Source organism: Undibacterium sp. GW821-FHT11B02 (genome assembly GCF_058808955.1).
Map to the genome: position 1 here is coordinate 371,291 of NZ_JBXASD010000003.1, position 26,962 is coordinate 398,252.

Annotated in this window: 19 protein-coding genes; 6 read left to right on the top strand and 13 right to left on the bottom strand. The window is 51.1% G+C overall.

From position 1 onward, the window contains the following. Positions 1–126: 126 nt before the first annotated feature. The gene (locus AC1RVX_RS07845) at positions 127–1,440 is read left to right on the top strand and encodes a M20/M25/M40 family metallo-hydrolase (protein WP_493216008.1); all 1,314 of its coding nucleotides are present in this window, start codon (positions 127–129) and stop codon (positions 1,438–1,440) included. A gap of 97 nt (positions 1,441–1,537) precedes the next feature. Here AC1RVX_RS07845 and AC1RVX_RS07850 read toward each other — a convergent pair whose 3' ends face one another. The 6 genes from AC1RVX_RS07850 to AC1RVX_RS07875 all read right to left on the bottom strand — a co-directional run bounded on the left by AC1RVX_RS07850 (position 1,538) and on the right by AC1RVX_RS07875 (position 9,661). Then, positions 1,538–2,395 carry an ABC transporter permease gene (locus AC1RVX_RS07850; RefSeq protein WP_493216009.1) on the bottom strand — a complete coding sequence of 286 codons (858 nt, stop codon included), beginning with the start codon at positions 2,393–2,395 and terminating at the stop codon, positions 1,538–1,540. A 9-nt stretch (positions 2,396–2,404) separates the two neighbouring features. Next, a complete protein-coding gene (locus AC1RVX_RS07855; protein ID WP_493216010.1) occupies positions 2,405–3,274 on the bottom strand; it encodes an ABC transporter permease in 870 nt (289 codons plus the stop codon). Continuing rightward, the gene (locus tag AC1RVX_RS07860; protein ID WP_493216011.1) at positions 3,271–4,377 is read right to left on the bottom strand and encodes an ABC transporter ATP-binding protein; all 1,107 of its coding nucleotides are present in this window, start codon (positions 4,375–4,377) and stop codon (positions 3,271–3,273) included. Before AC1RVX_RS07860 ends, AC1RVX_RS07855 begins: the two co-directional genes overlap by 4 nt. A 37-nt stretch (positions 4,378–4,414) precedes the next feature. Next, positions 4,415–5,482, bottom strand: a complete 1,068-nt coding sequence (locus AC1RVX_RS07865; RefSeq protein ID WP_493216012.1) for an extracellular solute-binding protein — start codon at positions 5,480–5,482, stop codon at positions 4,415–4,417. A gap of 84 nt (positions 5,483–5,566) precedes the next feature. Then, on the bottom strand, positions 5,567–7,303 hold the full coding sequence (locus AC1RVX_RS07870; RefSeq protein WP_493216013.1) for an alkaline phosphatase family protein: 1,737 nt from the start codon (positions 7,301–7,303) through the stop codon (positions 5,567–5,569). Positions 7,304–7,459: 156 nt separating this feature from the next. Continuing rightward, positions 7,460–9,661: a TonB-dependent receptor gene (locus tag AC1RVX_RS07875; RefSeq protein WP_493216014.1), complete on the bottom strand. Its 2,202-nt coding sequence runs from the start codon at positions 9,659–9,661 to the stop codon at positions 7,460–7,462. Between the two features lie 481 nt (positions 9,662–10,142). On the opposite strand from AC1RVX_RS07875, the gene AC1RVX_RS07880 reads away from it, so the two are divergent. After that, positions 10,143–12,749, top strand: a complete 2,607-nt coding sequence (locus tag AC1RVX_RS07880; protein WP_493216015.1) for a glycosyl hydrolase 115 family protein — start codon at positions 10,143–10,145, stop codon at positions 12,747–12,749. A 36-nt stretch (positions 12,750–12,785) separates the two neighbouring features. On the opposite strand, the gene AC1RVX_RS07885 is transcribed toward AC1RVX_RS07880, so the two are convergent. Continuing rightward, positions 12,786–14,438, bottom strand: coding sequence for a methyl-accepting chemotaxis protein (locus AC1RVX_RS07885; protein WP_493216016.1), 1,653 nt, complete (start codon positions 14,436–14,438; stop codon positions 12,786–12,788). Positions 14,439–14,808: 370 nt separating this feature from the next. Between AC1RVX_RS07885 and AC1RVX_RS07890 the strand changes: the two genes are divergently transcribed. The 3 genes from AC1RVX_RS07890 to AC1RVX_RS07900 all read left to right on the top strand — a co-directional run bounded on the left by AC1RVX_RS07890 (position 14,809) and on the right by AC1RVX_RS07900 (position 17,259). Then, positions 14,809–15,264, top strand: a complete 456-nt coding sequence (locus tag AC1RVX_RS07890) for a MarR family winged helix-turn-helix transcriptional regulator (protein WP_493216017.1) — start codon at positions 14,809–14,811, stop codon at positions 15,262–15,264. Positions 15,265–15,766: 502 nt separating this feature from the next. Beyond that, on the top strand, positions 15,767–16,192 hold the full coding sequence (locus AC1RVX_RS07895; RefSeq protein WP_493216018.1) for an organic hydroperoxide resistance protein: 426 nt from the start codon (positions 15,767–15,769) through the stop codon (positions 16,190–16,192). 47 nt (positions 16,193–16,239) lie between these two features. Further along, on the top strand, positions 16,240–17,259 hold the full coding sequence (locus AC1RVX_RS07900) for an alpha/beta hydrolase (protein ID WP_493216019.1): 1,020 nt from the start codon (positions 16,240–16,242) through the stop codon (positions 17,257–17,259). 69 nt (positions 17,260–17,328) lie between these two features. On the opposite strand, the gene AC1RVX_RS07905 is transcribed toward AC1RVX_RS07900, so the two are convergent. The 3 genes from AC1RVX_RS07905 to AC1RVX_RS07915 form a co-directional block, all read right to left on the bottom strand. Continuing rightward, a complete protein-coding gene (locus tag AC1RVX_RS07905; protein ID WP_493216020.1) occupies positions 17,329–18,882 on the bottom strand; it encodes an eCIS core domain-containing protein in 1,554 nt (517 codons plus the stop codon). A 136-nt stretch (positions 18,883–19,018) separates the two neighbouring features. Beyond that, positions 19,019–19,738 carry a hypothetical protein gene (locus tag AC1RVX_RS07910; RefSeq protein ID WP_493216021.1) on the bottom strand — a complete coding sequence of 240 codons (720 nt, stop codon included), beginning with the start codon at positions 19,736–19,738 and terminating at the stop codon, positions 19,019–19,021. A 144-nt stretch (positions 19,739–19,882) separates the two neighbouring features. Then, the gene (locus AC1RVX_RS07915; RefSeq protein WP_493216022.1) at positions 19,883–21,031 is read right to left on the bottom strand and encodes a CHRD domain-containing protein; all 1,149 of its coding nucleotides are present in this window, start codon (positions 21,029–21,031) and stop codon (positions 19,883–19,885) included. Between the two features lie 370 nt (positions 21,032–21,401). On the opposite strand from AC1RVX_RS07915, the gene AC1RVX_RS07920 reads away from it, so the two are divergent. Continuing rightward, complete coding sequence (locus tag AC1RVX_RS07920; protein ID WP_493216023.1) at positions 21,402–22,196, top strand: zinc metalloprotease; 795 nt, start codon at positions 21,402–21,404, stop codon at positions 22,194–22,196. A 128-nt stretch (positions 22,197–22,324) separates the two neighbouring features. Here the strand turns inward: AC1RVX_RS07920 and AC1RVX_RS07925 are convergent, their stop codons facing one another. From AC1RVX_RS07925 to AC1RVX_RS07935, 3 genes are all read right to left on the bottom strand, one after another. Continuing rightward, entirely contained in the window at positions 22,325–23,497 is a 1,173-nt protein-coding gene (locus tag AC1RVX_RS07925; protein ID WP_493216024.1) for a hypothetical protein, read from the bottom strand. A 98-nt stretch (positions 23,498–23,595) separates the two neighbouring features. Further along, complete coding sequence (locus AC1RVX_RS07930; protein ID WP_493216025.1) at positions 23,596–25,413, bottom strand: eCIS core domain-containing protein; 1,818 nt, start codon at positions 25,411–25,413, stop codon at positions 23,596–23,598. Between the two features lie 162 nt (positions 25,414–25,575). Continuing rightward, entirely contained in the window at positions 25,576–26,736 is a 1,161-nt protein-coding gene (locus AC1RVX_RS07935) for an Acg family FMN-binding oxidoreductase (protein ID WP_493216026.1), read from the bottom strand. Between the last annotated feature and the right edge of the window lie 226 nt (positions 26,737–26,962).

The window sequence follows — 26,962 nt, forward strand, 5'->3', positions numbered from 1 at the left end:
GATACCCTTAACCCAATAGCCTGCAGATGTAGGCACACGAAATAATTTCATACACGCCGATACTTCACGTTCATAAAAATACGTTTATTATTAGCAAGATATACAACTCTAGCTAAAAGGCTATCCATGTCCCTGCCCCGCCAAACCCTCCTCACCATGACCCTGCTGGCCGCCCTGGGCCTGCACACCGCAGCAAAGGCAGATGATTTGTCGCCAACCGAGCAAAAAATCGTCGCTGCCGTGCAGGCCAGATCAGACGCCGCCCTGCAATTGCTGGAACGCAGTGTCAACATCAATAGCGGCACATTGAACCATGAAGGTGTACGCGCCGTAGGCAAGCTGTACCGGGCCGAACTGGATGGCCTGGGTTTTAAAACCAGCTGGTCAGACATGCCTGCTGCCATGAACCGGGCCGGGCATTTGCTGGCAGAACGCGAAGGCACACAGGGCAAGCGACTACTATTGATAGGCCATCTGGATACCGTATTTGAAAAAGACAGCCCGGTACAATTGTGGGACAGAAGCGGCAACAAGGTACGCGGGCAAGGCGTCAATGACATGAAAGGCGGCGATGTCATCATCATCGAAGCCCTGCGTGCCTTGCATGCCGTCGGCGCGCTGGACAATACCCGCATCCAGGTGATTTTTAGTGGCGATGAAGAAGCCGCAGGTCACCCCATCTCCACCTCACGTGCAGATTTGATCAATGCCGCCAAACGCAGCGACCTGGCACTGGCCTTTGAAGGCACGTCCCTTGATAGCCAGGGCAATGCCACCGGCACCATAGGCCGCCGCGCGTCTGGCGGTTTTGTGCTGGATGTGAAAGCCAAACAAGGCCATTCTGCCGGGGTATTTGGCAAGACCAGCGGCTATGGCGCGATCTATGAAGCTGCACGCATCCTCAACAGCTTCCGTGAACAATTGATCGAACCCGACCTTACCTTCAACCCAGGCAATATCGTAGGCGGTACAGAAATCAGCTATGACAACCAGGGCAGCAAAGGCACGGCCTTCGGCAAAACCAATGTCATCGCCCCAAGTGCACAGGTACATGGCGACCTGCGCTATCTCACCGCAGAACAAGGCAAGCGTGCCGCAGAACGCATGCGCGAAATCGTCGCCAAGAATCTGCCCGGCACCACCGCCAGCATCAGCTTCTATGAAAACTACCCACCCATGTCACCAACCATAGGCAACATGGCCTTGCTGGAAATTTATTCCAAAGCCAGCAAAGATGCAGGGCTGGGTGCCATAGGCCCCTTCCCACCCGGCTCGCGCGGCGCAGGTGACATCCAGTTCGTCGCCCCATTCGTCGATAGCCTGGACGGCCTGGGTGCCACCGGCAACGGTGCCCATTCACCAGACGAAGACCTGGACATCAGTTCCATACAGCGCGCAACCATCAGGACAGCGATTTATTTGTATAGGCTGACACGATAACTTTGCTCACTATTGACCTGATATCAAGAAGTCCCTGGAACTCATTTCATCAATAGGGATGAGTTCCAGTTTCAATTGAACCCGACAGTTTTTACAATTAATCTTGCTCAGGTTTCCGCAACAGGCTAACGCTGACAAACAGCAAAGACAATACCATCAGCGCCAGGCTGATTGCATTGATAACAGGTGTTGCCCCTTCTTTCATGCGGCCATACATCAAGATGGTCAGCGGTGCATCGCTGCCGGTTAGCATATACGTTGTATTGAAATTTTCGAAGGAAAGTAAAAAGGCAATTGCCGCAGCACCCAGCAAAGCTGGTCGCAAATAAGGCAGGGTAATGGTCATGAAGATGGCGCTGCGGCTGGCGCCGAGATTTTGTGCGGCTTCTTCCAGGCTGACATCAAACCGCTTTAACCTGGCAGAAATTGTCAAAGTCGTGATGCTCACTATATACGCAAATTGACCAAAGATGACCAGGGGCAGGCCAGGTCGTAAAAACTCCAGTTCCATGCCGAAATTATTATCAGCAAACTGGGCTATGCGGCTCATGAAGGCAAGTATGGAAATGCCAAGAATGACACCCGGAATGACCAGCGGGACCAGCATCAATGAAGATAACATGCCCTTGCCGCGAAAGTCACAGCGTTCCAGCAAGAAGGCGTTAGCCGTACCTGCCAGGACGGCAAAAGTGCTGACTGTGCTGGCAATGATGAGGCTATTCCACAAGCTGTCGCGTAATTCCGTATCGAACCACAGACCTGTGCGCCCATGTTCACCGTTGGCAAACAGCCAGTCCAGGGTAACACCCTTCCACGGTGGCATCGGATATGGCGCATCATTGAATGCAAACACGACCACCATGCTCAGTGGTAAAAACAGGAACAGAAAGAACAGCAGCAAATAAGCCTTACGTATGAACTGACTCGATCTTGATGAAGGGATACTCGCTATCATAGGCTGACTTTATACGCGTCTCATGGTGTTGGCAAAACTTTGGCCGCTCAGTTTCAGGCCCGCCCAGACCATCAGACTGGACAGCAACAGTAACAGGAAGGCAAAGGCGGCACCCTGCTCCCAATTGAAGCGGGTAATAAATTGCGTGTAAATCTGTTCGGTAAACCACATTGAATTTTTTCCACCCAAGAGTACCGGAGTCAGATAATTTCCCAGACTCAGCATAAAAACCATGATGGCTCCGGCGGCAACGCCGGGGGCTGCATGCGGTAAAACGATATGAAGCAGAATATTTGCTGGCTTGCCACCCAGATCATAGGCTGCTTCGATCAAGCTATCATCTAAAGTTTCCAGCGCATTGGTCAGTGGAATGACCATAAACAATAATGATGCATACACCAGGCCCAGCATAATGCTGGCATCGTTGTAGAGTAATTCGACGGGCTCGGATATCAGGCCGATGCTGAACAGAAATTGTGGGATAACACCATGACTTCTGAGCAGAATAACCCAACCCAGCGTCCTCACCATCTCACCCGACCAGAACGGCAACAATATCGCAGCCAGGGTGATGGCTTTGCTACGGGCACGCGCGATTTTGGCGATATACCAACTGACTGGGAACGCCAATACCAAGGTTATCGCGGTAGCCAGTGCCGACATGCTGGCCGTTCGCATAAAGGTATGCCAATACAGCGGTTCTTCAAAGAATGTCGCATATTGTGCGATAGAAGGCTTGTACTCACCGGTAGCAACGCGCTTGCTAAAAGACAGCAGCAACATATCCAGATGCGGCAGCACAATCAGCAAACCTAACCATAGCAGCGCAGGTGTCAGCAGCAGACCAAGCAGTATCTTGTTTTGCTGTTGCTTAGTCATGGCTGGCGCGCAAATACCTGCAAATGCTGGGTAGGCAAGCTGACACTGACTTGCTTACCCTTGCGTAAGTCCTGAACCATTATCTCTGGCCGTAAGCTTGCACGTATCAGGATTTGGCTGCCGTCTAATTTTAATAACGCGGTTGAGTTTGCTCCGTCAAACACCATATCTTCAACGCAGGCAAGGAACTGATTCTCTTGCTCATCACGCATGAGTGCTTGAGTTGACCAGATTATCGATTCTGGACGGATAAACATATCCAGATTGTCGCCTGCGTTGAACGACAATGCTGGTGGCAAGCTCAGGCTGAATCCATTGTCAAGAACAGCCAGCTTGCGACCGCTGGCATCGATTTGGCACACCCCTTGCAGGCGATTATTTTGTCCAACGAAGTCAGCGACGAAAGTTGTTTTCGGCCTGTAATATAAATCCTGTGGTGTGCCACATTGCTCGAAGCGACCACGGTTCATGACTGCCATCGTATCGGACATCACCAGTGCTTCTGACTGGTCGTGTGTGATATACACAAAGGTTGTGCCTATCTGCGCTTGTAATTGCTTCAGCTCCAGCTTCATGTGCTCACGCAACTTCAGGTCGAGTGCACCAAGAGGTTCGTCGAGCAGCAATAAGGTAGGTTCCAATACCAGTGAGCGGGCAATGGCCACCCTTTGCTTTTGGCCACCAGATAGCTGATGCACTTGTTTGGCTGCAATGCCAGGCAGACCAACACGTTCCAGCATCTCGCCCACCTTACGTTGAATTTCCGCTTTTGCCATGCCGCGCCTGGCCAGACCATAGGCCACATTTTCACCGACGTTCATCATCGGGAACAATGCCAGGTGCTGAAACACCATATTGGCCGGACGGCGATTGGGTGCTACCTGTTTCATGTTCTCGCCACCTATCCAGATCTCCCCCTCGTCGGGTTCAACAAAACCTGCGATCATGCGCAGCAACGTGGTTTTGCCACAACCAGACGGGCCAAGTATGGAAAAAAATGCGCCCTTGGGGACATTCAGGCTGAGTTGCTCAACCGCCGTGTGGGTTTGACCATGCAAGACGTAACGTTTGGAAACAGCTTTGACTTCGAGATCGTATTGCATGCGACTCCGCTGGTGATTTCCTGATTTGCTGATTAAATCAGTGAGAGGCTTTGATACGATCCAGTATCTTGCCTTCGATTTCTTCCAAACCTGGTGGTATGGCTGGATACCATTTAATATTTTTCATGGCGACTGGCGGGAAGGATTCATTCAATTGTGCCTTCATCTTTGCATCCATGAATTCTTCCGCACCTTTGATGGCAGTAAAATTGCCTGCGGATTTTGCCAGCTTCGCTGCAATTTCCGGGCGTGCAACAAAGTTGATCCAGGCGTAGGCAGCGGCATCATTCTTTCCCTTGGACGGAATGGCAAAGCTGTCTATCCATCCAAGCGCACCCGATCTGGGGGCGATGAATTTGATGCTGGGGTTTTCTGCATTGAGTTTCCAACCGCCGCTATCCCACATCTGGGCGGCAACCAAATCGCCATTGCGCAAGTCGTTCAATAGCTGATCTTTTCCTTCCCAAAAATACTTCAGGTTATTTTTGCAGGCGATCAGTTTATTACCGGCCTCTTGCATGATTTGTTCGTACTGACCGGGATTGTCGTAAGCTTTAAACGGGTCTTTACCCAAAGCGAAGGCCATGCCTATCAGTGTTGGCCGCTTGAGGCGAACAGACACTTTTGCTGGTAACTCAGGTTTACATAAATCTGTGTAATCAAGTATCTGCAACTTGGTGCTGCCGACCACCAGGCCATCGGTTCCCCAAAAATAGGCTACACCATACGGCTTGCCATTGATACTCGTGACTTTGCGTGTGGCTTCCAACATTTCTGGCTTGAAGTTGGCAGTCTGGATTTTGCTATAGTCCAATGGCTTGTAGATACCAAATTCTTTGGCCGGCCCTGTGATTCTGTCCTGACTGGGCTGTGCCAGATCAAAACCGGCCCCACCGGTCGCACGCAATTTTGAAATCATTTCTTCATTGTTGGACAGGGTGACTTCAACGACAATACCTGTTTCTTTGGTAAATTGGGCGACGACATCCTTGGGTGCGTAATCTGCCCAGGTCAACAGGCGCAGCTTTTCAGTTGCAGCGGCTGCCCCTGCGTATAGCAATAATGCTCCGGACAGAACGGTAACAAGACGTGGAAAATGTCGCATATTATTTATCCATTGCTCAAATGAAGGCGCAGTCTTTCATAAGAATGTGACTGTACGATGACTTACGTAAAACCAAGGATATCTTTATTTTTTCAAGGCTCCCGGTGCTTTTTTTCCAAAATCGAACATATCCATCAAGTCGCCCAGTGCAGGACGATTTAAAGGTATGTAAGGGTTGGCTTTGTCGGACACAGGGTTTGGCAAATTGTCACGACTGCGCTTGGACAAGGGAGGCAAGTTCCAGTTGCGCTCTATAAACTTCAGGATAGAGACATGGTCGTAATAAGTGTGATCGACATAGCCAGTCTTTGCATACGGCGAAATCGCTAATAATGGAATGCGGGTACCATCACCAAAAAAATCTATGAACTGGATGTAACCAGAATCATAGTAACCACCGCCTTCGTCAAAAGTGACCAAAATGGCCGTATTCTTCCAAAGGTCTGGATTGTTGCGTACACGTGTCACGATGTCGCTGACCAGTTCATCAAAACTGGGTTCTATCGCGTAACCAGGGTGGCCGGAAATACTGTCATAAGGCGCGATGAAGGCGACTGCAGGGAAGCTTTTGGCATCTTTTACGTCAAGATAAAACTGACCTAAATCTTGCAGCTTCGCTTTATCCGGCCCTGTCATGGTAGAGGTGAAGAAGGTAGGCGTATCACACATGCCACAATATTCTTTATCGACGTTTTTGCCGTCATTGCGGCCACCGCTATACCATTTCCAGGGTACACCACCGGCTGTCATGGCATCGCCGATATGCGGCATGGTCTGCGGAGGCATGATGAATTTATCTTCACCCAAGGGCAGCGGCGTGCCATTGGCAGAATAACCAGGGTCCATATTGTTGACCATGTAATACGTGTCCGGCGCGCAATTGCCATCGTTGAAGCTTTTGTAGGGCAAGCTTTGTATAAATTGTTTGATGCCTGCAACACCAGGTTGGGAATTGTCTGCACATTTCACATAGGTGCCGCCACGGTAGCCATCTTCTGTGTACCAGTTATTTGTATTTGGTTGCGAATCGGGGTTTTCGATCTGCTTGGCGGGTGGCATCACCGGCTTGCCGTTTTCGTTGTAATGCGCCACATCACCCGTCGCCAGGGCAAAATAATTGACTGTGGTACCGCCCATAATGGGCTGATGGTAATTATCCGCAATGGCAAAGTGATCAGCGAGTTGCTTGAAAATAGCCGCGTCACCAGCCAGCATATTATAAAAACCCATGGAAATCGCACCCTGATAGGTGCGGCCAGCTGCCAATGGGGCGGGTTGGTTGCTAGGGCCTGGTCCCGTCATTTCAGCAGTCCAGACAAATAAGTCTTGCTGGCCGCCATTGACTTGCTGCCACATCTGGAAAAAGCGGTGGATAGGGTCACCTGTGTGTGCGCCATAGCTGACATGACTGGTGATTTGAAATGGTCCATTTGCCAAATCGACAGGGAAGCGATTGTCAGGAATATCGCGGCGTTGCCCAAACGCACCCGCCGCGTATGGTTGCGGCAGGTGATTGTAAATACCTTTAACTTCAGGTGTCGGCGTATAGGCACCAAAATTATTCGCCAGGCTTTGTTTGGCGGCAGAAAAATTGGGGCCTGGGCTACCATCTTTTTTGACGATACCTTTGGACAAAAGATTGGCGATAGTCTGACCTTTTTTTGGCTGATAGACACCAAACAAATTATCAAAAGTACGGTTTTCTCCAACCACGACAATCACGTGTTCAATAGGAGTGGTAGTGGCAACTTGTGCGTGTACGATCTTGCACGGCAGACACAGTAACAGGCTGATTATGGGGAGGTATTTGTTGGTGTTCATCAGTGTAAAAAACTATTCAGGTATTGATGTTCAAGACTTACGAAAATTGCCCCAGCAAGGAGCTGCAACGCAGCTGGGGCAATTTTCGTAAGTCCTAATGTTGTTTGATACGGAAACAGCCGGGCTTTACCCCGGCTGTTTTTTTATCGTTGAGTCTTACAGCTTGCCGCTGAAACTCAAGAACATTTGACGTGGCGCGCCAGTCAGCAAAGTCGCGAAAGTACCAGTAGGGTCAGAGGCGGTAAAGCCATTTGAACCTATGGTGCTGTAATACTGTTTGTTTAACAGATTTGTCACGTTGAGCTGAATTTTTACGTCTTTCAGTGCACCTAAAGACTTCTGTTTATACCCCATGGACAAATTACCTATCCAGTACGATGGCACTTGCGCGTCATTCAGATAAGTGTAATAGCGCTTGTCAGTGAACTTGCCACCAACACGGGTAAACCAGCTTTCAGTTTCATAGGAAAGTTCAGTATTGAACATGACTTTTGGTGTATCGACCACTTGCTTGCCATCCACGGCAACAACGCCACCATCGAGGTAATTCGATTTGTATTTGGAATCGTTGTAAGTGAAGGAATTGAACCATGACACTTCAGGTGTGATGCTCCAGATAGCAACAGCTTCCAGACCATTGGTGGCAACCTTACCTACGTTGGCGAAGGTGCTTGGGCAACCCACAATACCTGGGCAACTGGCGACGTTGAGCAAGCGATCATCGAAGTCAGCATGGTAAACCGCGACAGAGCCTTGTATGGCACCGCGCTTGAAGCGGTAACCAAGATCCAGCGTGACCGAAGTTTCAGGTTTGATCGTTGCGGCACTAATATTGAACGAGGCTTGACTTTGTGAAAAAGGGCCGTTGACACCAGGTTGGTATGCACGCATGTTTTGCGACAAAGAGGCGAACAACTCATCCTCTTTGCTAAGGCTATAGTTCAGGCCAATCTGCGGCAAAATACTTTTCTTGGCAGTCAGCGAACCAGCAGCGCGGCTACCTACCAGGCTGGTTGCATCAATGGTCACTTTTGGTGTCTTGAAACCGAAATTCAGTTTCATGGCACCATTCATCATGGACACTGTATCTTGCAAATACATTTGTGTCGTCGCTGTGTAAAATTGTTGCTTGAATACTGTGCTGGCCGGATTGCTCAAGAAGAAATTGGTGTCGTCAGGCCCGGTTACAGCGTAAAAGTTACGCGTCAGCGTATGGTTGCTGCGTTCTGTCCAAAAGCCAGCATTGACTTCATGCTGACCAATATCCCAGTTCAGGTCACTGATCAGGCCGTCGCGCGAAATAGCGTATTCTGTTGTACGGATAGAGATTGGCACGGTAGCAGAGCTGGCATTGTATGGTGTATACCAATGACCCTGGCCTTCATTGCTATGATGGTAGACCGTGGTTTTCAAATCTGCAGAGTTACTCAATTTCATCAGCAAAGTTGCACCAGCCAGGCTGTCTTTGCGCAAACCACGACCCAGATAATAGGCGTCATCCAGATTATTGACACCACCCGTGAAGACACCCTTGGCGGCATTCACTGCACGCTGCCAGTCGGGAGCATAATTATCCCAGTTATAACCCAGGCGACGTGTCATATCCAGCGACATGTCCTGATAATCAACTTCTTTACGATCAGAATAGTTGAAAAATGCGCTGATGCGATTTTCACCAAATTCATGCACCAGTTTAGAGTTGAACTGATCCTGATCCTGGCCACCAATACCCTTGGTCTTGTCAGTGCGCTGACGTGTCGCACTAATGTAGAATTTGGTGCCAGTTGATAAGACACCAGAATCAATGCGTGCAAAAGTACGGGAAGTATTGTCGCTGCCTATGGTTTGTTCACCAGTGAAACCAAAATTGGCTGTCGGGTCGCTGGAAAAGAACTGCACTGTACCGCCCAGATTGCTGGTCGATGCGGTGGACAGCGAGCCTGCACCTTGCGACAAGGTTACGCGGCCAATATTTTCTGAAGAGATGGCACGGCTGATATGCAAGCCATTGTTGTTACCATAGCTCATGTCACCTAAAGGTACATTGTCCAGTGTGAAGCCAAGTTGATTTTGACTAAAACCGCGTATGCTGAAACGGGTTGACCATTCATAAGCACCAAACGGGTCGGCTGACTGAAAACTCACACCTGGCAACTTGTCCAGGGTTTTCAGCGGACTGGTTCCTGGGGCGACTTCTGTCATATCGGTACGTGTGATATTTTGCACTTGACGACTTTGTCCAGTACCGAGAACAGTGACTGTTTCTACTTCTGGAGTGCTTTCTGCTGCATTTGCAATCAGCGCGAATGCCTGCAAAATCAGGACGCAAGCTGGCTTTAATGGAAAATGGCGTGACATAAACTTTCTCTTAATTTTAAGTTGAAATCGTAAGTTGAAATCGTAAATTGAAATCAAAGGTTTTCTGTTTCCAGAATCAGCGCCTACCATGATTGATATAAAAACTCACACCACGTCCTCGCGTTTGCGTGGCGCGTAATGAATTTACTCAAGCTGCAGAATTATTTTTTATGAGAACGCGGTAAAAATGGTCATGCAATCGCACATGACTTTTTCAAACGGAGCTCAAATTAAAACTGGGTAGGAACGCGTTGCCCAAGGAGAATAACGAGACGAGGTTACGACTCTATGACAAGCACTGGTGTTGGATTTTTGCATAAGTCATACGCACGTCACGCTGATGATGCAGATGGATACGATACATGCCTGTGAGTTCTAATCATTTTTTCGATTTTTTTGGTATAAAGGGATTACCTGCAGCCCCGCCTGGCACTGTTCTCCTACAATGCTTTAGATATGACCGTCTACAGGACAACCCTCCATGCATGCAGCAGCCAAATTGCGTCACTTATTTGCCACCGCATTGTCCACAATTGTGGTCTTGCCTTTGCTGGTCTGTGGTTCTGAGCTGGCACAGGCACAAACCTATCCCCTTGATGCCTGGATAGGCACTATCGCCCAACCAGGTTCAGTCACCATTTCTGACGCCAGCAAACCCACCCAGATCGTGCTTGCTGATGGCGATGCCAAAGTCGTGCAACTGGCAGCGCGTGACCTGGCAGTTGATCTGGGGAGTGTCACCGGGCGGCCCGCAATGGTTACCACCTCCCCTGCCAGCAAACCCGCTTCGCTGATATTGGTCGGCACGCTGGGTAAATCCCCTATGCTGGACAAGCTGGTAGCGGCAGGAAAACTGGATATTGGCAAGCTGCATGGTGCATGGGAAAGTTTTATTATCGCCAGCGTCACCGCACCCATGCCGGGTGTGGATAATGCGATCGTCATCGTGGGCAGTGATGCGCGTGGCACGGCCTTTGGCATTTATGAATTGTCGCAAGCCATCGGTGTGTCGCCCTGGCACTGGTGGGCTGACGTGGTGCCGGATAAAAAAGCGGCCTTGTACATGGCAGCAGGCACACGACGCTTTGGTCCGCCTTCGGTCAAGTATCGCGGTATTTTCATCAATGACGAAGACTGGGGCCTGCATGTATGGGCGGCAAACAACTTTGAGCCAGAACACAAGGGCATAGGCCCCAAGACTTATGCGAAGGTATTTGAACTGTTGTTGCGCTTGAAGGCGAATACCCTGTGGCCCGCCATGCATGCAGTCAGCCCGCCATTTAACCAATTTGCCGACAATGCGGCGCTGGCCAATGATTACAGCATCGTCATGGGTTCATCACATGCTGAACCCATGCTGCGCAATAATGTGGGCGAATGGAAGGCCGCACCAGAAAGCTATAACTACGTCAGCAATGCCGACGGCGTGCGTGCCTATTGGGAAGAACGCCTGCGTAGCAATGGCGGCTATGAAAACATTTATACCCTGGGTATGCGCGGCATTCATGATTCAAAAATGCAGGGGCCAAAGACCGATGCAGAACGCAGGCAGGTGCTGGAAACCATCTTCAGCGACCAGCGCCGTTTGCTGAACAAATACGTGAACACCGACATCACGCAAGTGCCACAGGTATTTTGTGCGTATAAAGAAGTGCTGCCCCTGTACCGCCAGGGCTTGCAGGTGCCGGATGATGTCACCATCATCTGGCCGGACGACAATTTTGGTTATGTGCGCAGCTTTGCCACCGCAGAAGAAAGCAAGCGTGCCGGTGGTTTTGGCGTGTATTACCACCTGTCTTACCTGGGTGCACCCTTGTCTTACCTGTGGCTGGGTACCACACCCCCTGCCCTGATCTGGGAAGAAATGAGCAAGTCTTATGATGCCGGTGCCCGCAACATATGGATAGCCAATGTCGGTGACCTGAAACCGGCAGAGATAGGCACGGAATTCTTTTTGCAGATGGCCTGGGACATGCAGCGCTGGCCACTGGCGCAACTGCCCAGCTACTTGCAACAATGGGCCAGGCGTGAATTTGGTGCAGCGCAGTCAGCAGAGATTGCCGCCATCATGGCCGAGTATTACCAGTTGAATTACCAGCGCAAGCCAGAACACCTGCAATGGTGGCTACCCAAAGAAACCCCGCGCCCCAGTGCGCTAAGCCCTGCTGAAATCAGCCAAAGACTGGCCGCATTCGCCCAATTGCAAAGCCGTAGCGACAAAGTGCGTCAGCAGTTGCGGCCAGATCAGCAAGATGCCTACTTTGAACTGGTGACCTACCCCGTACAGGCATCGGCCCTGGCAAATCAGCGTTATTTCGAAACCGAACGCGGTAACCGCACTGCCGCCATCAGCGCCGACCAGCAATTGCAAGCCATCAACGCCCACTGGAACGGCCAACTGGCAGGCGGTAAATGGCGCGGCATCATGGCGGCAGAACCGGCGGATGATCAGTGGAAATCCATGCGAATTGCCAAATGGCAGCCGCCTGCCACCGATGCGGTTGCAGCCGCAATCGTGTCAACAACACCTCCGACATCGGCTGCTATTGCCATTGAGGCTGAACAATTCCAATATCAGCGTGCCGGTGCTGCCATGCGCTGGGAACTGATACCCGGCCTGGGCCGCACTGGTATCGGATCGATGGCCTTATTCCCCACCACTGCCGATGCCATACCTTTGGCGCAGGCAGCAAGCACGGCACCGCGCCTGGATTATGAATTTACGCTGAATAAGACTGATAGTGCAAATAGAGCAGACAGCTACCAGTTTTCCGCCTACCTCATCCCCACCCATGCCTTGAGCGGCACGGTGCTGGAACTGGCCATCGCCATCGATGACGGCGCGCCGCAGTTGGTGCAACTGGATGTCAAAGATGGAAGTGCAGATTGGGCACAAGGGGTATTGAATGCCACCCGCATCGTCAGTGCACCTGTGGGCAAGCTGGCGGCAGGCAAGCATCAACTGCATGTATATGGCATACGCCCCAGTGTTGTGCTGGACAAGATCGTGCTGGACCATGGCAATGGTAATGACAAACCGTCACGCACCTATCTGGGACCAGATGCGGTGACGGTCAGGACGCCATAGCCAGCATAATTAGCGTAATCAGCGCAGCCAGATTAATCAGCTCGCAAGCCTGCCGTTGTGCGTGCCAAGGCGCAGCGTATGATCATTACGCCCTGCCCGTTTGGCTGCAACCGCTTTGATCGCTACAACTGGCGCGCTATGTTGTTCGCCTAGTTTGAAGACACTCACCAGTTCCACCAGGTGCTTGGCCTGCTCTTCCATTGAACTGGCAGCGGCAGCCGCTTCTTCCACCAGTGCCGCATTTTGTTGTGTCACATTATCCATTTCAGACACAGCCTGATTGATTTGCTGGATACCACTTACCTGCTCTGTGCCAGCGGCAGTAATTTCTGCCATCAGGTCAGTCACACGCTTGATACTGGAGACAACTTCACCCATGGTGCTACCGGCCTGGTTGACCAGGATACTGCCGTTACCCACTTTTTCTACCGTGTCATTGATCAGGGTCTTGATTTCATTAGCAGCACTGCCTGCTCTTTGTGCCAGGTTACGTACTTCGGATGCCACAACCGCAAAACCACGTCCCTGTTCACCGGCACGGGCTGCCTCAACCGCAGCATTCAATGCCAGGATATTGGTCTGGAAAGCGATGCCATCAATCACGCTGATGATATCAACTATCTTTTTCGACGATTCATGAATTTGTGCCATCGTCTGCACCACTTGCGTCACCACTTGCCCGCCCTGCACCGCCACAGCAGATGCTGTCACAGCCAGTTGACTGGCCTGGCGTGCATTGTCACCGTTATGCTGGACGGTGGAAGTCAATTCTTCCATCGACGATGCCGTCTCTTCCAGCGAACTTGCTTGCTGCTCGGTACGCGAAGACAAGTCCAGGTTACCCGCTGCAATCTGGCCCGATGCCGTAGCAATGGCATCAGTAGATTCTCGTATGTTAGATACGGTATGCGCCAGCGTATCCTTCATGCCATTCATGGCGGACAACAAGCTGCTGTCATCGTTGGCATTGAGCCTCACTTCCAATGCCAGATTACCTGCGGCAATCTGACGCACCACATCAGCGGCATAGGCTGGCTCACCACCCAGTTGACGATAAATATTACGAATCACCAGCATGCCTGTGGTCAAGGCAATGCCTGCACCCAGCAAGATAGACAAGATCACAGCATTTCTGACGACAGCATAGCTGACACTGGCACCTTCATATTCAGACTTGGCGACATCTACCTGCAATTTGCGCAAGGCAGAAATTGACTTGTCGATTTCACCTTTGTTTTTATCTGCTACCAGAGCCAGTTCTTTCGCTTGGTCGGCATTACCGTCACGCAGGGCTTTGATGACAGGTTCAATAAAATTTTTGTCGTAAGCAACACGGTTCTTGACAAATTGGTCAGCCAGGATTTTTTCTTCCGGTGTCAGATAGGTGGCAATGTATTCGGCCCAGATTTTGTCGATCACAGCATTATCAGCGACCATATCGTCCGCATTTTTTTTCATGCTCTCTGGAGTGGCATTGACGATTGCCAGTAACATCAGGAAACGGTTGTTCAATAACTGGCGGTCTATATCTGATACTTGCTCTAGTGCGACAGTACGATCTTCATAGACCGTCTTCAGGCTGTTGTTGGAGGAATTCATTCCATACAAGCCAATGATGCCGACACAAATAATCAGGGTGATCATCAAACCGATAATTGCCAGCAATCTTGCTTTTAATGTGGTTTTCATTTTGCCTCCTTTAGGCAGAGCAGGTCATGACGCTTCGCGGATACGCTTGCGGCATTTATTTATTTGAGTACAAACTTAGTCGTTCTATTCATAGTCCAGGAATATGTGAGACGACGGGTTTGACGTAAAACAAAAAATCTACTTTGCATTTTTTAGGCAATTCATACTATCCCACTAAAGCCACAATTCCCCATAGGAAATACTTGATTTATCAATTCTTGACGAATTACAGTGCGATTTAACATTTGCAGGATGGACGAAAATTGCCTTGCTGGCATGGCTGGAAAGCCTGATAGTTTGGATTTTGTCATTTAAAAATATTTTTAAAAATAACTTGCTATTAGATAGTGCACTATATATTATGTGAAGCATGAAAACGACCAACACCAAATCCCTGCCAGTACCGCAGCTCGGTGATCAGTTGTGCTTTGCCTTGTATTCAACCTCACTGGCAATGAACAAACTGTATCGCAAGCTGTTGAAAGGCATGGGTATCACCTATTCGCAGTACCTGGTGCTGATGGTGTTGTGGGAGCAGGATGAACAAACCGTGAACGACATTGGTGCCCGCCTGATACTCGATTCAGCCACCCTGACACCTTTGCTGAAACGCATGGAAGCACAGGAACTGATTACCAGGGTCCGGGCTGCCAGTGATGAAAGACAGGTCATCATTTCGCTGACCAAAGCTGGCAATGACATGCGCAAGACGGCATCTGCCCTGCCGGTGTCGGTGATGTGTGCAACGGAATGTTCGTCAGACCAGATTAAAGGCTTGAAAGAAGAAATCCTGGCCCTGCGGAAAGCGATATTGAAGAATGCATGACGGGTAGCAGATATAGATGCTGTAGATACGATTAGCGGAGCGTAATCGTACGAGTCGTACGAATGTGAGTCACGGCTTGCAATCTTTAACAGCTGATTTGAAATATCTTCGTGATTTTCAGGCACGACATGCGTGCGATTACGTTTCACTAATCGCACCTTGTAGCAGCATAAGTGTGAAACACAGCTAGGACAATTTTTCTGAAATAACTATTAAATATCTCGCTATTTAATAGCAAGCAATAATTAAAGGAGCCTGCAAAATAGTGGCTGTAACGACAGACAAGTACAACATCAGTCATTTCTATCTGCTTCATCTTATTTATATAGTGCACTATTTATTTGAAGGCTATTTAATTTACTGCCTGAACAGGTGGTAACCGCAGAAGCAAACGCCAAAGCAAGCCCGGCAACAAAAGTAACAGCAAGTGCAACATCGTCATAAACCTATTGTGTTTTATTTTCCGCAGCCATACCGGCTGCACAACCTGAAAGGAAGTTATATGTCTATCGCTCAAGTTCTCTATCGTGCCTATGCCAAAGCCACCGGTGGCCGTGATGGTCGCGCCGTTTCATCAGACGGCGTTCTGGATATCAAGCTGTCTACGCCAAAAGAATTAGGCGGTGCTGGGGGTGAGGCGACCAATCCCGAGCAATTGTTTGCCGCCGGCTATTCCGCCTGCTTTTTAGGTGCGATGAAATTTGTCGGCCAGCGTGACAAGATCGTCATCCCGGCAGATGTTGAAGTCAATGGCAGTGTCGGCATCGGTGCGATACCACAGGGCTTCGGGATAGAAGTTGAACTCAAGATCAGCCTGCCCGGCATGGACAAAACCGTGGCCGAAGACCTGATCGCCCGCGCCCATATCGTCTGCCCGTATTCCAATGCAACGCGCAACAACATCGATGTCACATTGACCCTGGTGTAAGCCTGACATATCACATAGCAAACCCATCCATCATCACAGGACATACCATGAAACACTTGAAAACCATCCTGGCAGCGACTGCCATCAGCGTATCCATCACCAACGCCTTTGCCGCTGGCAGCCCGGGCGTGGAACCAACTACCCAGGCATTCCTGGAAGCCTTGCAGGCTGGTGGTGGCAAGCCGCTGGAACAATTGCCGGTAGCCGATGCGCGTGCCGTGCTGGTCGGCGCGCAGGCAGGCGTCAAGCTGACTTTGCCCAAAGCCGATGTCTCTGAAAAAATCGTCAAGCTCGATGGCAGCGATGTCAAGCTGACGATCGTGCGCCCGGCCGGTGTCAAGAAAACCTTGCCTGCTTTCATGTTCTTCCACGGTGGTGGCTGGGTGCTGGGTGATTACCCCACCCATGAACGCCTGGTACGTGACCTGGTGGCGCAGTCTGGCGCAGTGGCGGTGTTTGTGAATTACACGCCATCACCAGAAGCAGGCTATGGCGTCGCCATCCAGCAAGCGTATGCAGCGACCAAATGGGTGGCTGAACATGGCAAGGAAATCCAGATTGATGGCAGCCGTCTGGCAGTGGCAGGCAATAGTGTTGGCGGCAATATGGCAGCCGTGGTCAGCCTGATGGCGAAAGAAAAAGGCGAACCAAAACTGCGTTCACAAGTCTTGCTGTGGCCCGTGACCGATGCCAATTTCGACAATGCCTCTTACCAGCAATTTGCCGACGGCCATTTCCTGACCCGCAATATGATGAAATGGTTCTGGGACAGCTACACCACTGACCTGGCGAAACGTAAGGAAATCCACGCATCACCGTTGCAAGCCACAACCGAGCAGTTAAAGGGCCTGCCACCAACGCTGATACAGACAGCAGAATTTGATGTCCTGCGTGATGAAGGTGAAGCTTATGGTCAGAAACTGGCGGGTGCGGGTGTCACAGTGACTACCGTCCGCTACAAAGGCATGATTCATGACTTTGGCTTATTGAATGTGTTGAGCACGGTGCCAGCAGTACGTTCTGCCATGCTGCAGGCAGGGACGGAGTTGCAATTGCGCTTGAAATAAGAAAAACTTCCAAAAAGCCTCCCCGGCTACAATACAGCCTGGGTGGTTTTTTGCGAATCCCAAGTCGCATCATTGAATGGCGCACATGTCTTCACATGACTCTTCATAGCCATCCGGGTCTGTCAGTATTTTCTTTTTCAACTCATCACTATCGTCGATTTCATCAAGCAATCTGTCGGTATTGTTGATACGCTGTTCTTTAAACAGATCGCTGTCTTTGCCAGCGGCACCGCTTAATTCATGTACCCCAAATTTCTCAGGATTGATGGCGTCTTCCGGCACGATATTCATACTTTCCACTTGTTCACTCTTCAACACCAGTGATGGAATAAATTCATGGTTGCGCAGTGCTTCCAAAGCGTACAGGTATTTGAAGTGTTCACTTCCACCACCTACGGTGGGATAGAGTTTATTTTCGGTCAGGCTGGCATAGCTGCTTTTGCCCTTCGTTCCTGCCAGGGAAACATGGGTGACCGCCAGCAAATCCTTGTACGTACGCAGATTGCTGGGGTTACTTACCTTGATGGAAAAATGTACTTTTCCTATATTAAAATGAGTGGTGAACAAAGCATTGCTGTTTCTGTCAATCACGTGATCAAATATGTTTTTTATTTTCAGGTGCAGATCATTGACCTTGTTGCCTTTTTGGGTTTTTGCCTTTTTTAAAATCTTTTCAGACACTTTGAAAATCTCTTCGACACGTTTGCGTTTTTTTGAATTGACCTGAAGGCCTTGATTTTTGACCAACCGGGATTTCCGTTCATGTTCAAGAACAAAGGCGGATTTTGCTTTTTTCTTTTTATCGCTTGGCGCTGGAACTTCCTTCAAGGTCTTATTGTCCTCGTCGTAGACATAATGCTTGTCTGGGTCCCGCATTTTTTTGCGCATGTCACCTTTATCGACGCCATCCAGATCAGTCACCCGCCGATAAGGCTGTGAATTGACGGTTTTCCCTTTGTAGACAATACGCTGCACGGGCAGGTGCTCATGTAGCTGGCAGGCTTCGGGGGATGAAGCTGGCTGCGCGCTGACCTGACTTTGTGTCATTCGCTTTTGCTGCATCGCCCCGCCCTGGCCCAAGGCCCTGGCACCCATGACATCGGCTTCGTGCTCCAGCCCGGCATCGTCATTGACGGCAACACCCTGCCTGATATTCAACGTGGGGCGAACCCTGCCCTGTGCCTGCTGCACCACATGCCATGCTTCATGTGGCAAATGCTGTTCTTGCCCCGGCGCCAGATGGATGGCATTACCCTGTGCAAAGGCATGCGCCTTTAACTGGGCTGGTTTGGGTGAATTGTAATGGACGCGTACATGGTCCATACGCATGCCGGACAAGGCTTCTATGCCTGCTTTTAACTGGACGGGCAAGCCACTGGCGCTAACGCCAACAGCAGCAGATGTTGTTTGTTTGGGCTTGACCTGCTCCATCAACTGGGCACAGGCTTGCAACCGTAGCGCTTGCGGGCTCTGGTTGGCCATCTGCTGCAACTTCCTCTGGGCAACGGCAGCGGGTCGCTGATCATTCATGCTGGCGACCCCGGCTTGCCTTTGCTGCATGTCAACACTTGCCATTGCTCTTGGTTGACGGAGCTCAGCTTTGGCAAAAAGAGGTGCTTTCATGGTGGCTCTGGGAAATAGGCCAAATGGCCGCGATTAAACAGAAGATTACAGCATGATCAATAAGGCAACAAGCGCTAATTAGCTCGGGAGAGATGAGAAATGAATGATAAAAGCCAGGAAGCAGGTCATTGCCACATTACTGCTTTTTGAGCTTTTCTTTCTTCAATTCTTTCTGGCAATCCGCATAATTGGAAAATTCATAGATCACACCTACTCCACCCTGATGCATGGTTTCAGCCTGGGCATAGATGATGATATTCATGATATCGTCGGGCAAGTCTTTCACCGTTTTACCGGCGGCCCACCGATAGCCATAGCTGACAGAGCCTTCTTTCAGGCCCACCATCCAGTATTGCGGCCTTCTGCGATACACATCGGCGCTGATGGCTTCTTTTTTCTTGCTGGGTTGACCGTATTTTTCTTCCAGGCTGGCAGCGATTCGGTCTACCGCCGCCCTGATTTGCTCACCATTACCATTGACCGTATCAAAGCGGGCATACCCACCTATCTTGCACACCCCGCTCAAGGGCGTGGCCAGGGCAAAATAATCAGAAAAGTCGGCCACAGGCTGTGGTGGCGTGCCGGTGTACAGATGCCTCACTTTATCTGATGCGCTATAAGCCAGTTTGTTAGTCAATTCAGCTTCGGTGATCCCCATGGCGAGGCCCAAAGGGCCGCTGTAAGAGAGCTTGGCTGCCGTCTGCGATGCTGGTATTTGGTTTTCAGGTGATACCGCAGGTAATGAGACAGGCACGGCAGATGCGTGGGCGGTGCTTACACCGGCTTCAGGTGCAGCAGGTTTTTGACAACCGACCAAAGCGATAAGCAGTAGAAATATCAGACAGGGCTTGCGCAAAATTGCACCAACAGGGTGTAGCGGCGAAGGCCACACTTTAACATGACTAAGTGCGATTGCTTAGCCTGCCTGGTTTTGCACAAGTCATCATCAACACGGTGCGGCGGACATTGCATCCTCCAGCCCCGTGTTGATACAGTCAGCTTATTTATTGCTTACCAACTGCCCCCGTATTTCACCGGCAGGTGAAAGCGCGCTGTGGGCATTCATGTACAGGCCCTGTTCAAACAACAAGACCGCATCGGCATCAGCCAGTGGCACCAGGCCGCTCGATGCCCATGTCAATGGGGATGTCGTCGATACGGTGAAAGGAATCAGGACCCCGCCATTGGTACCCGCAGCGCCACGGTGTATGTGGGCATTAGTTGGCGTGAAGCCAGCGACCGTCAGCATGCCGAACACCATCTTGGTATCCGGATCATAGGCAGCAAACCCGACGCCGCTTGATGGACGCGTAATTGGCGGATTTTCCTGTGCGCCGCTCATTGAAGCAATACGGACCTGGTACCCAATCTGCCCACGAATTTCACCCGCTGGCAGGTCTGCCGTGTGAATATTGAAATACATGGCCTTGTTACGGAAATCGGCTATCTGCGCATCGGTAAATGGCACGGCACTGACTGCGTATTTATTGGCCGTAGGTGCCCCGATCTGGAAAGTGACCGGGCCGCTGACAGTCAGCGCCCCGGTATGTACATGAGCGGCCACTGGCACAATGTTGGCGTAAGTCAGTGTAATATCAGCCGTCTTGGTTGCCGGGTCCAGCGAGATCACGCCAAGGCCAGTACCGGCGGAAGTGTTTTGCGGACTTTGTTGCACACCAGAAAGGTGGGCAAGCGCCACTTCACGGCCGATCTGGCCACGAATTTCGCCCGCAGGGAATTTGGCAGAGTGGGCGTTGAAATACAGGGCACCCGCTTGAAAACTTGCGATCTGGTCCTGCGTCAGCGTCGCACCGGCAGGGATGTTCCATTTAGTCGGGGTAGTCGCGTCTTGCGTCATCGGTACAATCACCGGGCCATTTTCCCCTGCGGCGCCAGCGTGGATGTGTGCCGCCGTGGCGACCATATCAACCACGGTGATTGCCCCACTGATCTCGCCGGTTACCGTGTTGACACTGACCGTGCCACTGCCTTTCGCCAGGGAACCGACATCACTGACCTCTTGTGTTGCCGATAAAGTCGCTACTTTGCTGATGGGTGCGACGGGATTGCTGCCACCACAGGCGCTCAGCACTCCGCTCAGTACCAGGATGCTGGCGCAGTGCGACTGCTTGAATAGTTTTCGTATCATGATGTCTCCTTCAGGTTATGTGTTCTTGAAAGGCGCTGGCGAAAGGCGCAATCAGTTACGCGCAGATAGCAAGCACAGTGCAACCCGCCCTGTGGCAAGGAACGAAAATAGCGAAAGGGCAAGTGTTACCAGCGTTAATACGGAATGGATGCCAAAAGGTTCAATACCCGGCAAATTTTTTTTGATGGAGTGAAAGCGTCGCTTTTTGCCTATAGGCATCTGAAACAAGGTTTTTTTAATGTACAGGCCCTGCAAGGGTATTAATTGACGCATGATTGCAGATAGCCGCCAACAATTTACTTTTGAACGTACTGAAGAGGTAAACTGGTCGCTAATTCCACCTCATAGTGATGACACCAATATGAAATTCATGTCTATGTCTCACCACCGATTGGCACCATGCGCCCGTGTCTTGCAGTTTGTCGCCCTGTCCACCCTGCTCACCGGCACTGCCGCTTACGCCCTTGCAAGCGACACAGCAGCCCCGGCAACAGAGTGCAGCAAACTCATCCTGGCTCAATACCAATGGCAAGCGCTGGACTGGTCGCCATTGCATGCTGCCAGCCTGCCGCGTGAATTACGCATTTTCCCGAATCAGCAGCCAGGCTGCGAGGCGAATGCCACGATATGTGCCGCAGCAGAAGGCAACAAGCTGATAGGCGTGAATGTGGATGTGTATTTCAAAGACTCTGCTATCTGGAACCAGCCTGCGCAATTGCTGCCGTATATGGAACTGGTCAACCGTTATTATCAACAGGCGCGTATCGTCTTCCATTTCAGGTTCAAGCCTGCGAATGAGATACCGGCATGGACTGACAACATCAACCAGATCTCGGTTATTTTTGCAGCAGCCACGCCTAATCCCGGGGGCAAAATTGTCGATGCCTTTGGCAATTTGCCAGCAGGTAAAGCGGTATTCAATGACGTGCTGATGAACCGTCCAGACAGGCACGCCAACCGCTATTTCTCGATGGGCAAGCCACTCGGGCATGAGCTGGGCCATGTGCTTGGCCTGGCACATACAGAGGACAAGGCATTATTGATGACGCAAGGCACATCACCGAAAAACGCTCTCGACATCACACCTGAACAAGCCTTGATCATGCGGGTGATGGCATTGCAACGTTTTGGTGGAGTGCTTGATCCGGTCAGTGCATGCCATTGATTAGAGTTATGCAAATCGGTGCGCGTGGCGCACCCTACACCGTAGCAATTTTACGTTTTTCGTAGGGTGCGCTGCGCGCAGCGATCACCCAATATCCTCATCGAAAACCCGTCATGGCGAAACGGCTTTCAAGGATTGACGACCTTACACGTCGCCCCTTTACCCACATCGCCAACCACCACACCAAACACCGCCTGCATGCCACACTGGGAACCAAACATGTGTTCCTGGTCATGGCCAACGCCGATCACTTCCAGATACTGGTGCATGGACATCACTGGCGGCATACCCACCGGTAATGACAAAGCCGGATTCGTCGCTGCTCCACCTTTAGATTCTACTTTTGCCTGCACTTTATTGCTCACCTGTGAGGCTATTTGCGTATCGAGCATGGCTTCATAACGCCAGTATCCGCGTGCACGTTCCAGGCGGTTGGGGCCTTCTGCCTCGGCACCGCAGGATTTATCCAGCACCCGGTGATTGGGGTCATTGTCGCTGGTGCCAGCCAGGTAAGTGACCTGGCGTTTCTGGTAGCGACGGTACAAGTCATCACCACTCATCTTGTTGGCATAGGCCACCATGTGCTGCATGCCGTAGCGGTAATCATCATAGTTGGCGCACAGGGCTGTGTCATATGGCGCAAAGCCATTGGCACTGGGGCGATCTGGCGTGAAATACAGATAGGAAGAAGGATTGGCCACCACATACTGCACATCCAGCCCCTGGCTGCGCAGGCGGTCATCGACATGGTTGAGAACGGCATAACGGTGTATCAATTGCGCACCGCCAGAATGGCCAGCAAAGATAATCTTGCTGACCAGTGGAAAACGTTTTTTGTCAGCCACCATCAGGGCCAGGTCATCCAGCACGCGTAAGGAACTTAAATCGGCCGGTACACCTGCTGCTGGCTGGGCCGCGTCACCACCGGTCCAGCCCTGCACGGTCCATACCGGCATGCCGGTAAAGCCTTTGTCTGCATCTGGCGTGCCAGGAAAATTGGGGGCAATAATCAACACATCCTGCCCTGACCTGCCTGATGCTTTCAGCAGTTTCATGGCGGCGGCATAATAGTCATCACCATTACGCTGTATGCCATGCTGGACAAAAATCACTTCGCGAATTTTACTGTTATCTTTGCTGCCGTCGGTAGCCAGGTCATGATTGGCATACACGGGGAAATCATAGCCCGTCAGATGTACGCGCTGCCAGGTCTGGGCATTGTCGGCATCAGCCGCCAGGCTGGTGGTACTGTATGCAGCGCTCAGTAGTAAGGTGGTGAAGGCGTGTTTAAAGAAGTGCATGGTAGTCCCTTTGATCATCTCATCAGAGAGATAATAACATTGTGGGCACAACTCATTTCATAGCTGGATGATGGAGTCACCAAGGTGCCACACAGGTTTCACGATAAGGCTTTAATGAAACTATCCTGATGAACAAGACGATATTTCTTGTTTTCTTTTATCTTGTCCATATCATCGACATGTCTTTCACCGACTTTCCATACCCCTACGCCAGTGGCAGCGTTTGCAGCTTCATGCATATGTTCTGACCTCTGCTGAGTAATATCTGTTTCGTCGAGGAAGTGGGACGTTATCGATTGGTTTCCAAATTTTCTAATATCGTCCGCTACCGCCATAACATCATATACAACATCGTCATATCTACTTACTGCATCGTGCGCCTCCAGCCCCAGTAGAGCTGCATTATGTCTCCTTATCAACGGAGGCAGCAATTTTGCCCATACGACGTATTCCGTCTTATTGAGTTTGCCAGAAAAGGGGGATTTTTTCTTCTTGAACAGAGCGGTAATTGAAGAAATTTCTGATTTCATTCCATTCACGAAACGATTTTCACCTACCTTCATAGCTGCGATCAGCGTGGCTACAATTTCACTTTTCTTTGTAGTCGTCAGATTCTCCATCAAAGCAAAATCCAAGGCCGATATTGACAAGTTCTCATAATAATTCTTGAGCCGGTATACAAGGTCTGCCATTCTCAAATATTTGTCATCGCCCCAATCGTCATCAGTGTCCAGCGCAAATTGATGTTCTTCCCAATACCCGGCTTCTCCACCCAGAATACGCTTGGTGTAATTGATTTCAGCAAGTCTCTGCGGATTTGATTCATCATGGTTTTCACCGACAACATTCAACTTGCCCGTAGTCAAAGGGCTCGCGCCCATCAAGTATCTGATGATTTTAGAAACACTCCAGATCGCAGCTACCGTTGCAATGGCAGTCAGCGCAAAATACAGCGTGGTTGGTGCCATACCCAGGGCAGCGGCAACGCTGGCAAAGTTCGCTTCCACACCGAAATACAAGGCCAGTCGTTGCAGCGTTTCCCCATACATTTGCACTGGCGCAGAACTAGCCTGCGCCGCATTGATCGTCACCAACTGGCGTGAAGCACCGGCTGCGCTGGTGGAATCAACTGTATCCATGCCTTTGTCGGAATACTGTCCGCCCGGCTCACCCTGTCCGGCAGACAAGCTGGCTCCAGCACACAGGGCTTTCGCCCCCATCACATCGGCCTCTGCCTCCAGCCCCACATCGTCATTCACGGCCAAGCCCTGCTTCATCTGCATGGTTGGCCTGACCCGCCCCTGTGCCTGCTGCACGACATGCCAGGCTTCATGTGGCAAATGCTGTTCCTGCCCTGGTGCCACGTGAATCTCGCTGCCCTGCGCATAAGCATGGGCATTCAGCTGTGCTGGCTTGTCGGAGTTGTAGTTGACCTTGACATGATCCATGCTCATGCCGGACAGGGACTCTATGCCGGTCTTGAGTTGATTCGGCAAGCCAGTATTATTCGGTTGGGGTGCAGGTTGTGCGACTAATTGGGTAGTACCCCGGCCCGCAGATATTTTTTGCAGCGGCTCTCCGTCTTCTACTTTTTGTAGCGTCGGTTTATCCATCATCGCCTGCATCGCCTTGAGCTGCGTTGCTCGCGGGCTGTTTTGCATCATGTGGCTATAGGCTTGAAGCTGCCGGGCTTGCTGGCTATTATTTCTAATGTCTTGAAGTTGTCTTTGCGCGACGTTCTGCGGGCGATGATCGATCAGTCTGGAGGCGATGCCGACAGCAACTTCCCGCGATAATTGTGCTGTGTTTCGTTGCTCCTGATCAGCCATATTCGACTCTTGGGCTTCATGGGCATTGAACGTGTTGCGCACAGCGCTACCGGTATGTTTGCGTGTTTGATGAATATGCTCAGGCATGGCATCCCATTTTCAGTAGATTCATCCGATTCAGATAACTTGCAAATCAGAAAAGATGATTTTTCAACCATTCTATCTGAAAAAATATGCACCATGACTGGAGAAGCCGAAGAATATTCCAGAAAATCATATCAACCGTGGTTTGCCGGTTCCATGATCCGTTCATGCCCCTGTCAATAGCGCGTCCACGCCCCGGCGTGGTGCCGGGCCGACAGGTGGCGCAAATCCAACGCGCGCCCACATCTGTACGTTGCTGCCCGGCTGCGACACGTTCAACTGGCTGCGGATATCCGCATAGGGCTTGGCCTGTTCGGGGTATTCTTGCAGGGCCTGTGAAAGTGGCTGCAGCGCGATACCGGCAGCGGTGGCGGCAAGCTGCACACGGGCATAGGCGCGGCCTGCATTGACCTGGCTCAGGCGATCATTGTTATCGGTGATCATCCATAGAAAGCCCGGCGTTGAGGCGAGCCTGGCATTGAAATTCTTGATCTGGCTGGTGGTGGCATAGTCATCTGGCGCAGGTGGCTTGCTGCGGTCGAACAGCCCGAGCTGGCTCAACAATACCGGCATTCTATCCAGCACGAACAGGCCATCGCGGTGTTGCGCTATTTCTGTCTCTCCCACTCGCAGCACTTTGTAGGTTTCCATGACCACGCGCGGCGTGCTGAGTTCTATGCGCCATGCATCGGCAGCAATGGCGCGGTGGCGCCGGAGTACGTCAGGCTGATCCAGTCCGACAAATCCAAAACGCAAGGAATTTTGCTTTACACTATCCGACATCGCCTGCCATGCCTCTGGCGGCACCGGGCGGGTCAGGTCATAAGCACTGCGGTTGGTACGGCGCTTCAGTATCTGGGCGAACAGTGGGTCCCTGTTTACCGTGGAATCAGGCGTCAGGCGGATACGCGCTACAGGCCGTTGATCAAGCGCAGATGGACCAAACGCACCCTCTGGAAACAATGCAATATCGGCCCTCAGGCCGCGCTCACGCGCAGCCAGGTCCAGCAATTCCAGAAAGGTGCCGTGACTCATCATGATCTGCCGCGAAAGCGGGTCGGTTTCTGGCAGCAAACGCGTGAGATCACAGCGCAGCAGTATTTCGTTTGGCGTGCGCAAATCCACCAGCCACGATTGCAGATTGTGCGAGTGTGGTGCCAGGATCGCGTAGCCAAGTATCCAGCGCCTGACATCGGCTTCCTGGCCGGGACCATTCCATGGCGCGACGGCAGCGGCAGGCATGTGTTGCATGCATCCGGAAGATGTCATGACGGCAGAAACGATAAAGCCGCCACCGGTGACACGAATGAACTTACGACGATCCATTTCCTACTCCTCTGCGGTGCATGTGCTTCAGCGATGATACTTTTGCTTCATTCCCTCCAGGACTTACGAAAAATTGTCCCAGCAAGGCTATCGCTTTAGGAAACCTCCCTTGCAGGGGAGGTTCGTTACGTTGGCAGACAACATGTTGTCTGAAACCCCAACTACACCTATCGCTTTAGGAAACCTCCCTTGCAGGGGAGGTTCGTTTCGTTGGCAGACAACATGT

Coding starts and splice junctions, on each gene's coding strand:
- AC1RVX_RS07865 (WP_493216012.1), bottom strand. CDS start 5,482: ATGCGACATTTTCCACGTCTTGTTACCGTTCTGTCCGGAGCATTATTG.
- AC1RVX_RS07845 (WP_493216008.1), top strand. CDS start 127: ATGTCCCTGCCCCGCCAAACCCTCCTCACCATGACCCTGCTGGCCGCC.
- AC1RVX_RS07870 (WP_493216013.1), bottom strand. CDS start 7,303: ATGAACACCAACAAATACCTCCCCATAATCAGCCTGTTACTGTGTCTG.
- AC1RVX_RS07855 (WP_493216010.1), bottom strand. CDS start 3,274: ATGACTAAGCAACAGCAAAACAAGATACTGCTTGGTCTGCTGCTGACA.
- AC1RVX_RS07890 (WP_493216017.1), top strand. CDS start 14,809: ATGAAAACGACCAACACCAAATCCCTGCCAGTACCGCAGCTCGGTGAT.
- AC1RVX_RS07925 (WP_493216024.1), bottom strand. CDS start 23,497: ATGCACTTCTTTAAACACGCCTTCACCACCTTACTACTGAGCGCTGCA.
- AC1RVX_RS07885 (WP_493216016.1), bottom strand. CDS start 14,438: ATGAAAACCACATTAAAAGCAAGATTGCTGGCAATTATCGGTTTGATG.
- AC1RVX_RS07880 (WP_493216015.1), top strand. CDS start 10,143: ATGCATGCAGCAGCCAAATTGCGTCACTTATTTGCCACCGCATTGTCC.
- AC1RVX_RS07850 (WP_493216009.1), bottom strand. CDS start 2,395: ATGATAGCGAGTATCCCTTCATCAAGATCGAGTCAGTTCATACGTAAG.
- AC1RVX_RS07930 (WP_493216025.1), bottom strand. CDS start 25,413: ATGCCTGAGCATATTCATCAAACACGCAAACATACCGGTAGCGCTGTG.
- AC1RVX_RS07915 (WP_493216022.1), bottom strand. CDS start 21,031: ATGATACGAAAACTATTCAAGCAGTCGCACTGCGCCAGCATCCTGGTA.
- AC1RVX_RS07860 (WP_493216011.1), bottom strand. CDS start 4,377: ATGCAATACGATCTCGAAGTCAAAGCTGTTTCCAAACGTTACGTCTTG.
- AC1RVX_RS07875 (WP_493216014.1), bottom strand. CDS start 9,661: ATGTCACGCCATTTTCCATTAAAGCCAGCTTGCGTCCTGATTTTGCAG.
- AC1RVX_RS07895 (WP_493216018.1), top strand. CDS start 15,767: ATGTCTATCGCTCAAGTTCTCTATCGTGCCTATGCCAAAGCCACCGGT.
- AC1RVX_RS07900 (WP_493216019.1), top strand. CDS start 16,240: ATGAAACACTTGAAAACCATCCTGGCAGCGACTGCCATCAGCGTATCC.
- AC1RVX_RS07920 (WP_493216023.1), top strand. CDS start 21,402: ATGTCTATGTCTCACCACCGATTGGCACCATGCGCCCGTGTCTTGCAG.
- AC1RVX_RS07935 (WP_493216026.1), bottom strand. CDS start 26,736: ATGGATCGTCGTAAGTTCATTCGTGTCACCGGTGGCGGCTTTATCGTT.
- AC1RVX_RS07905 (WP_493216020.1), bottom strand. CDS start 18,882: ATGAAAGCACCTCTTTTTGCCAAAGCTGAGCTCCGTCAACCAAGAGCA.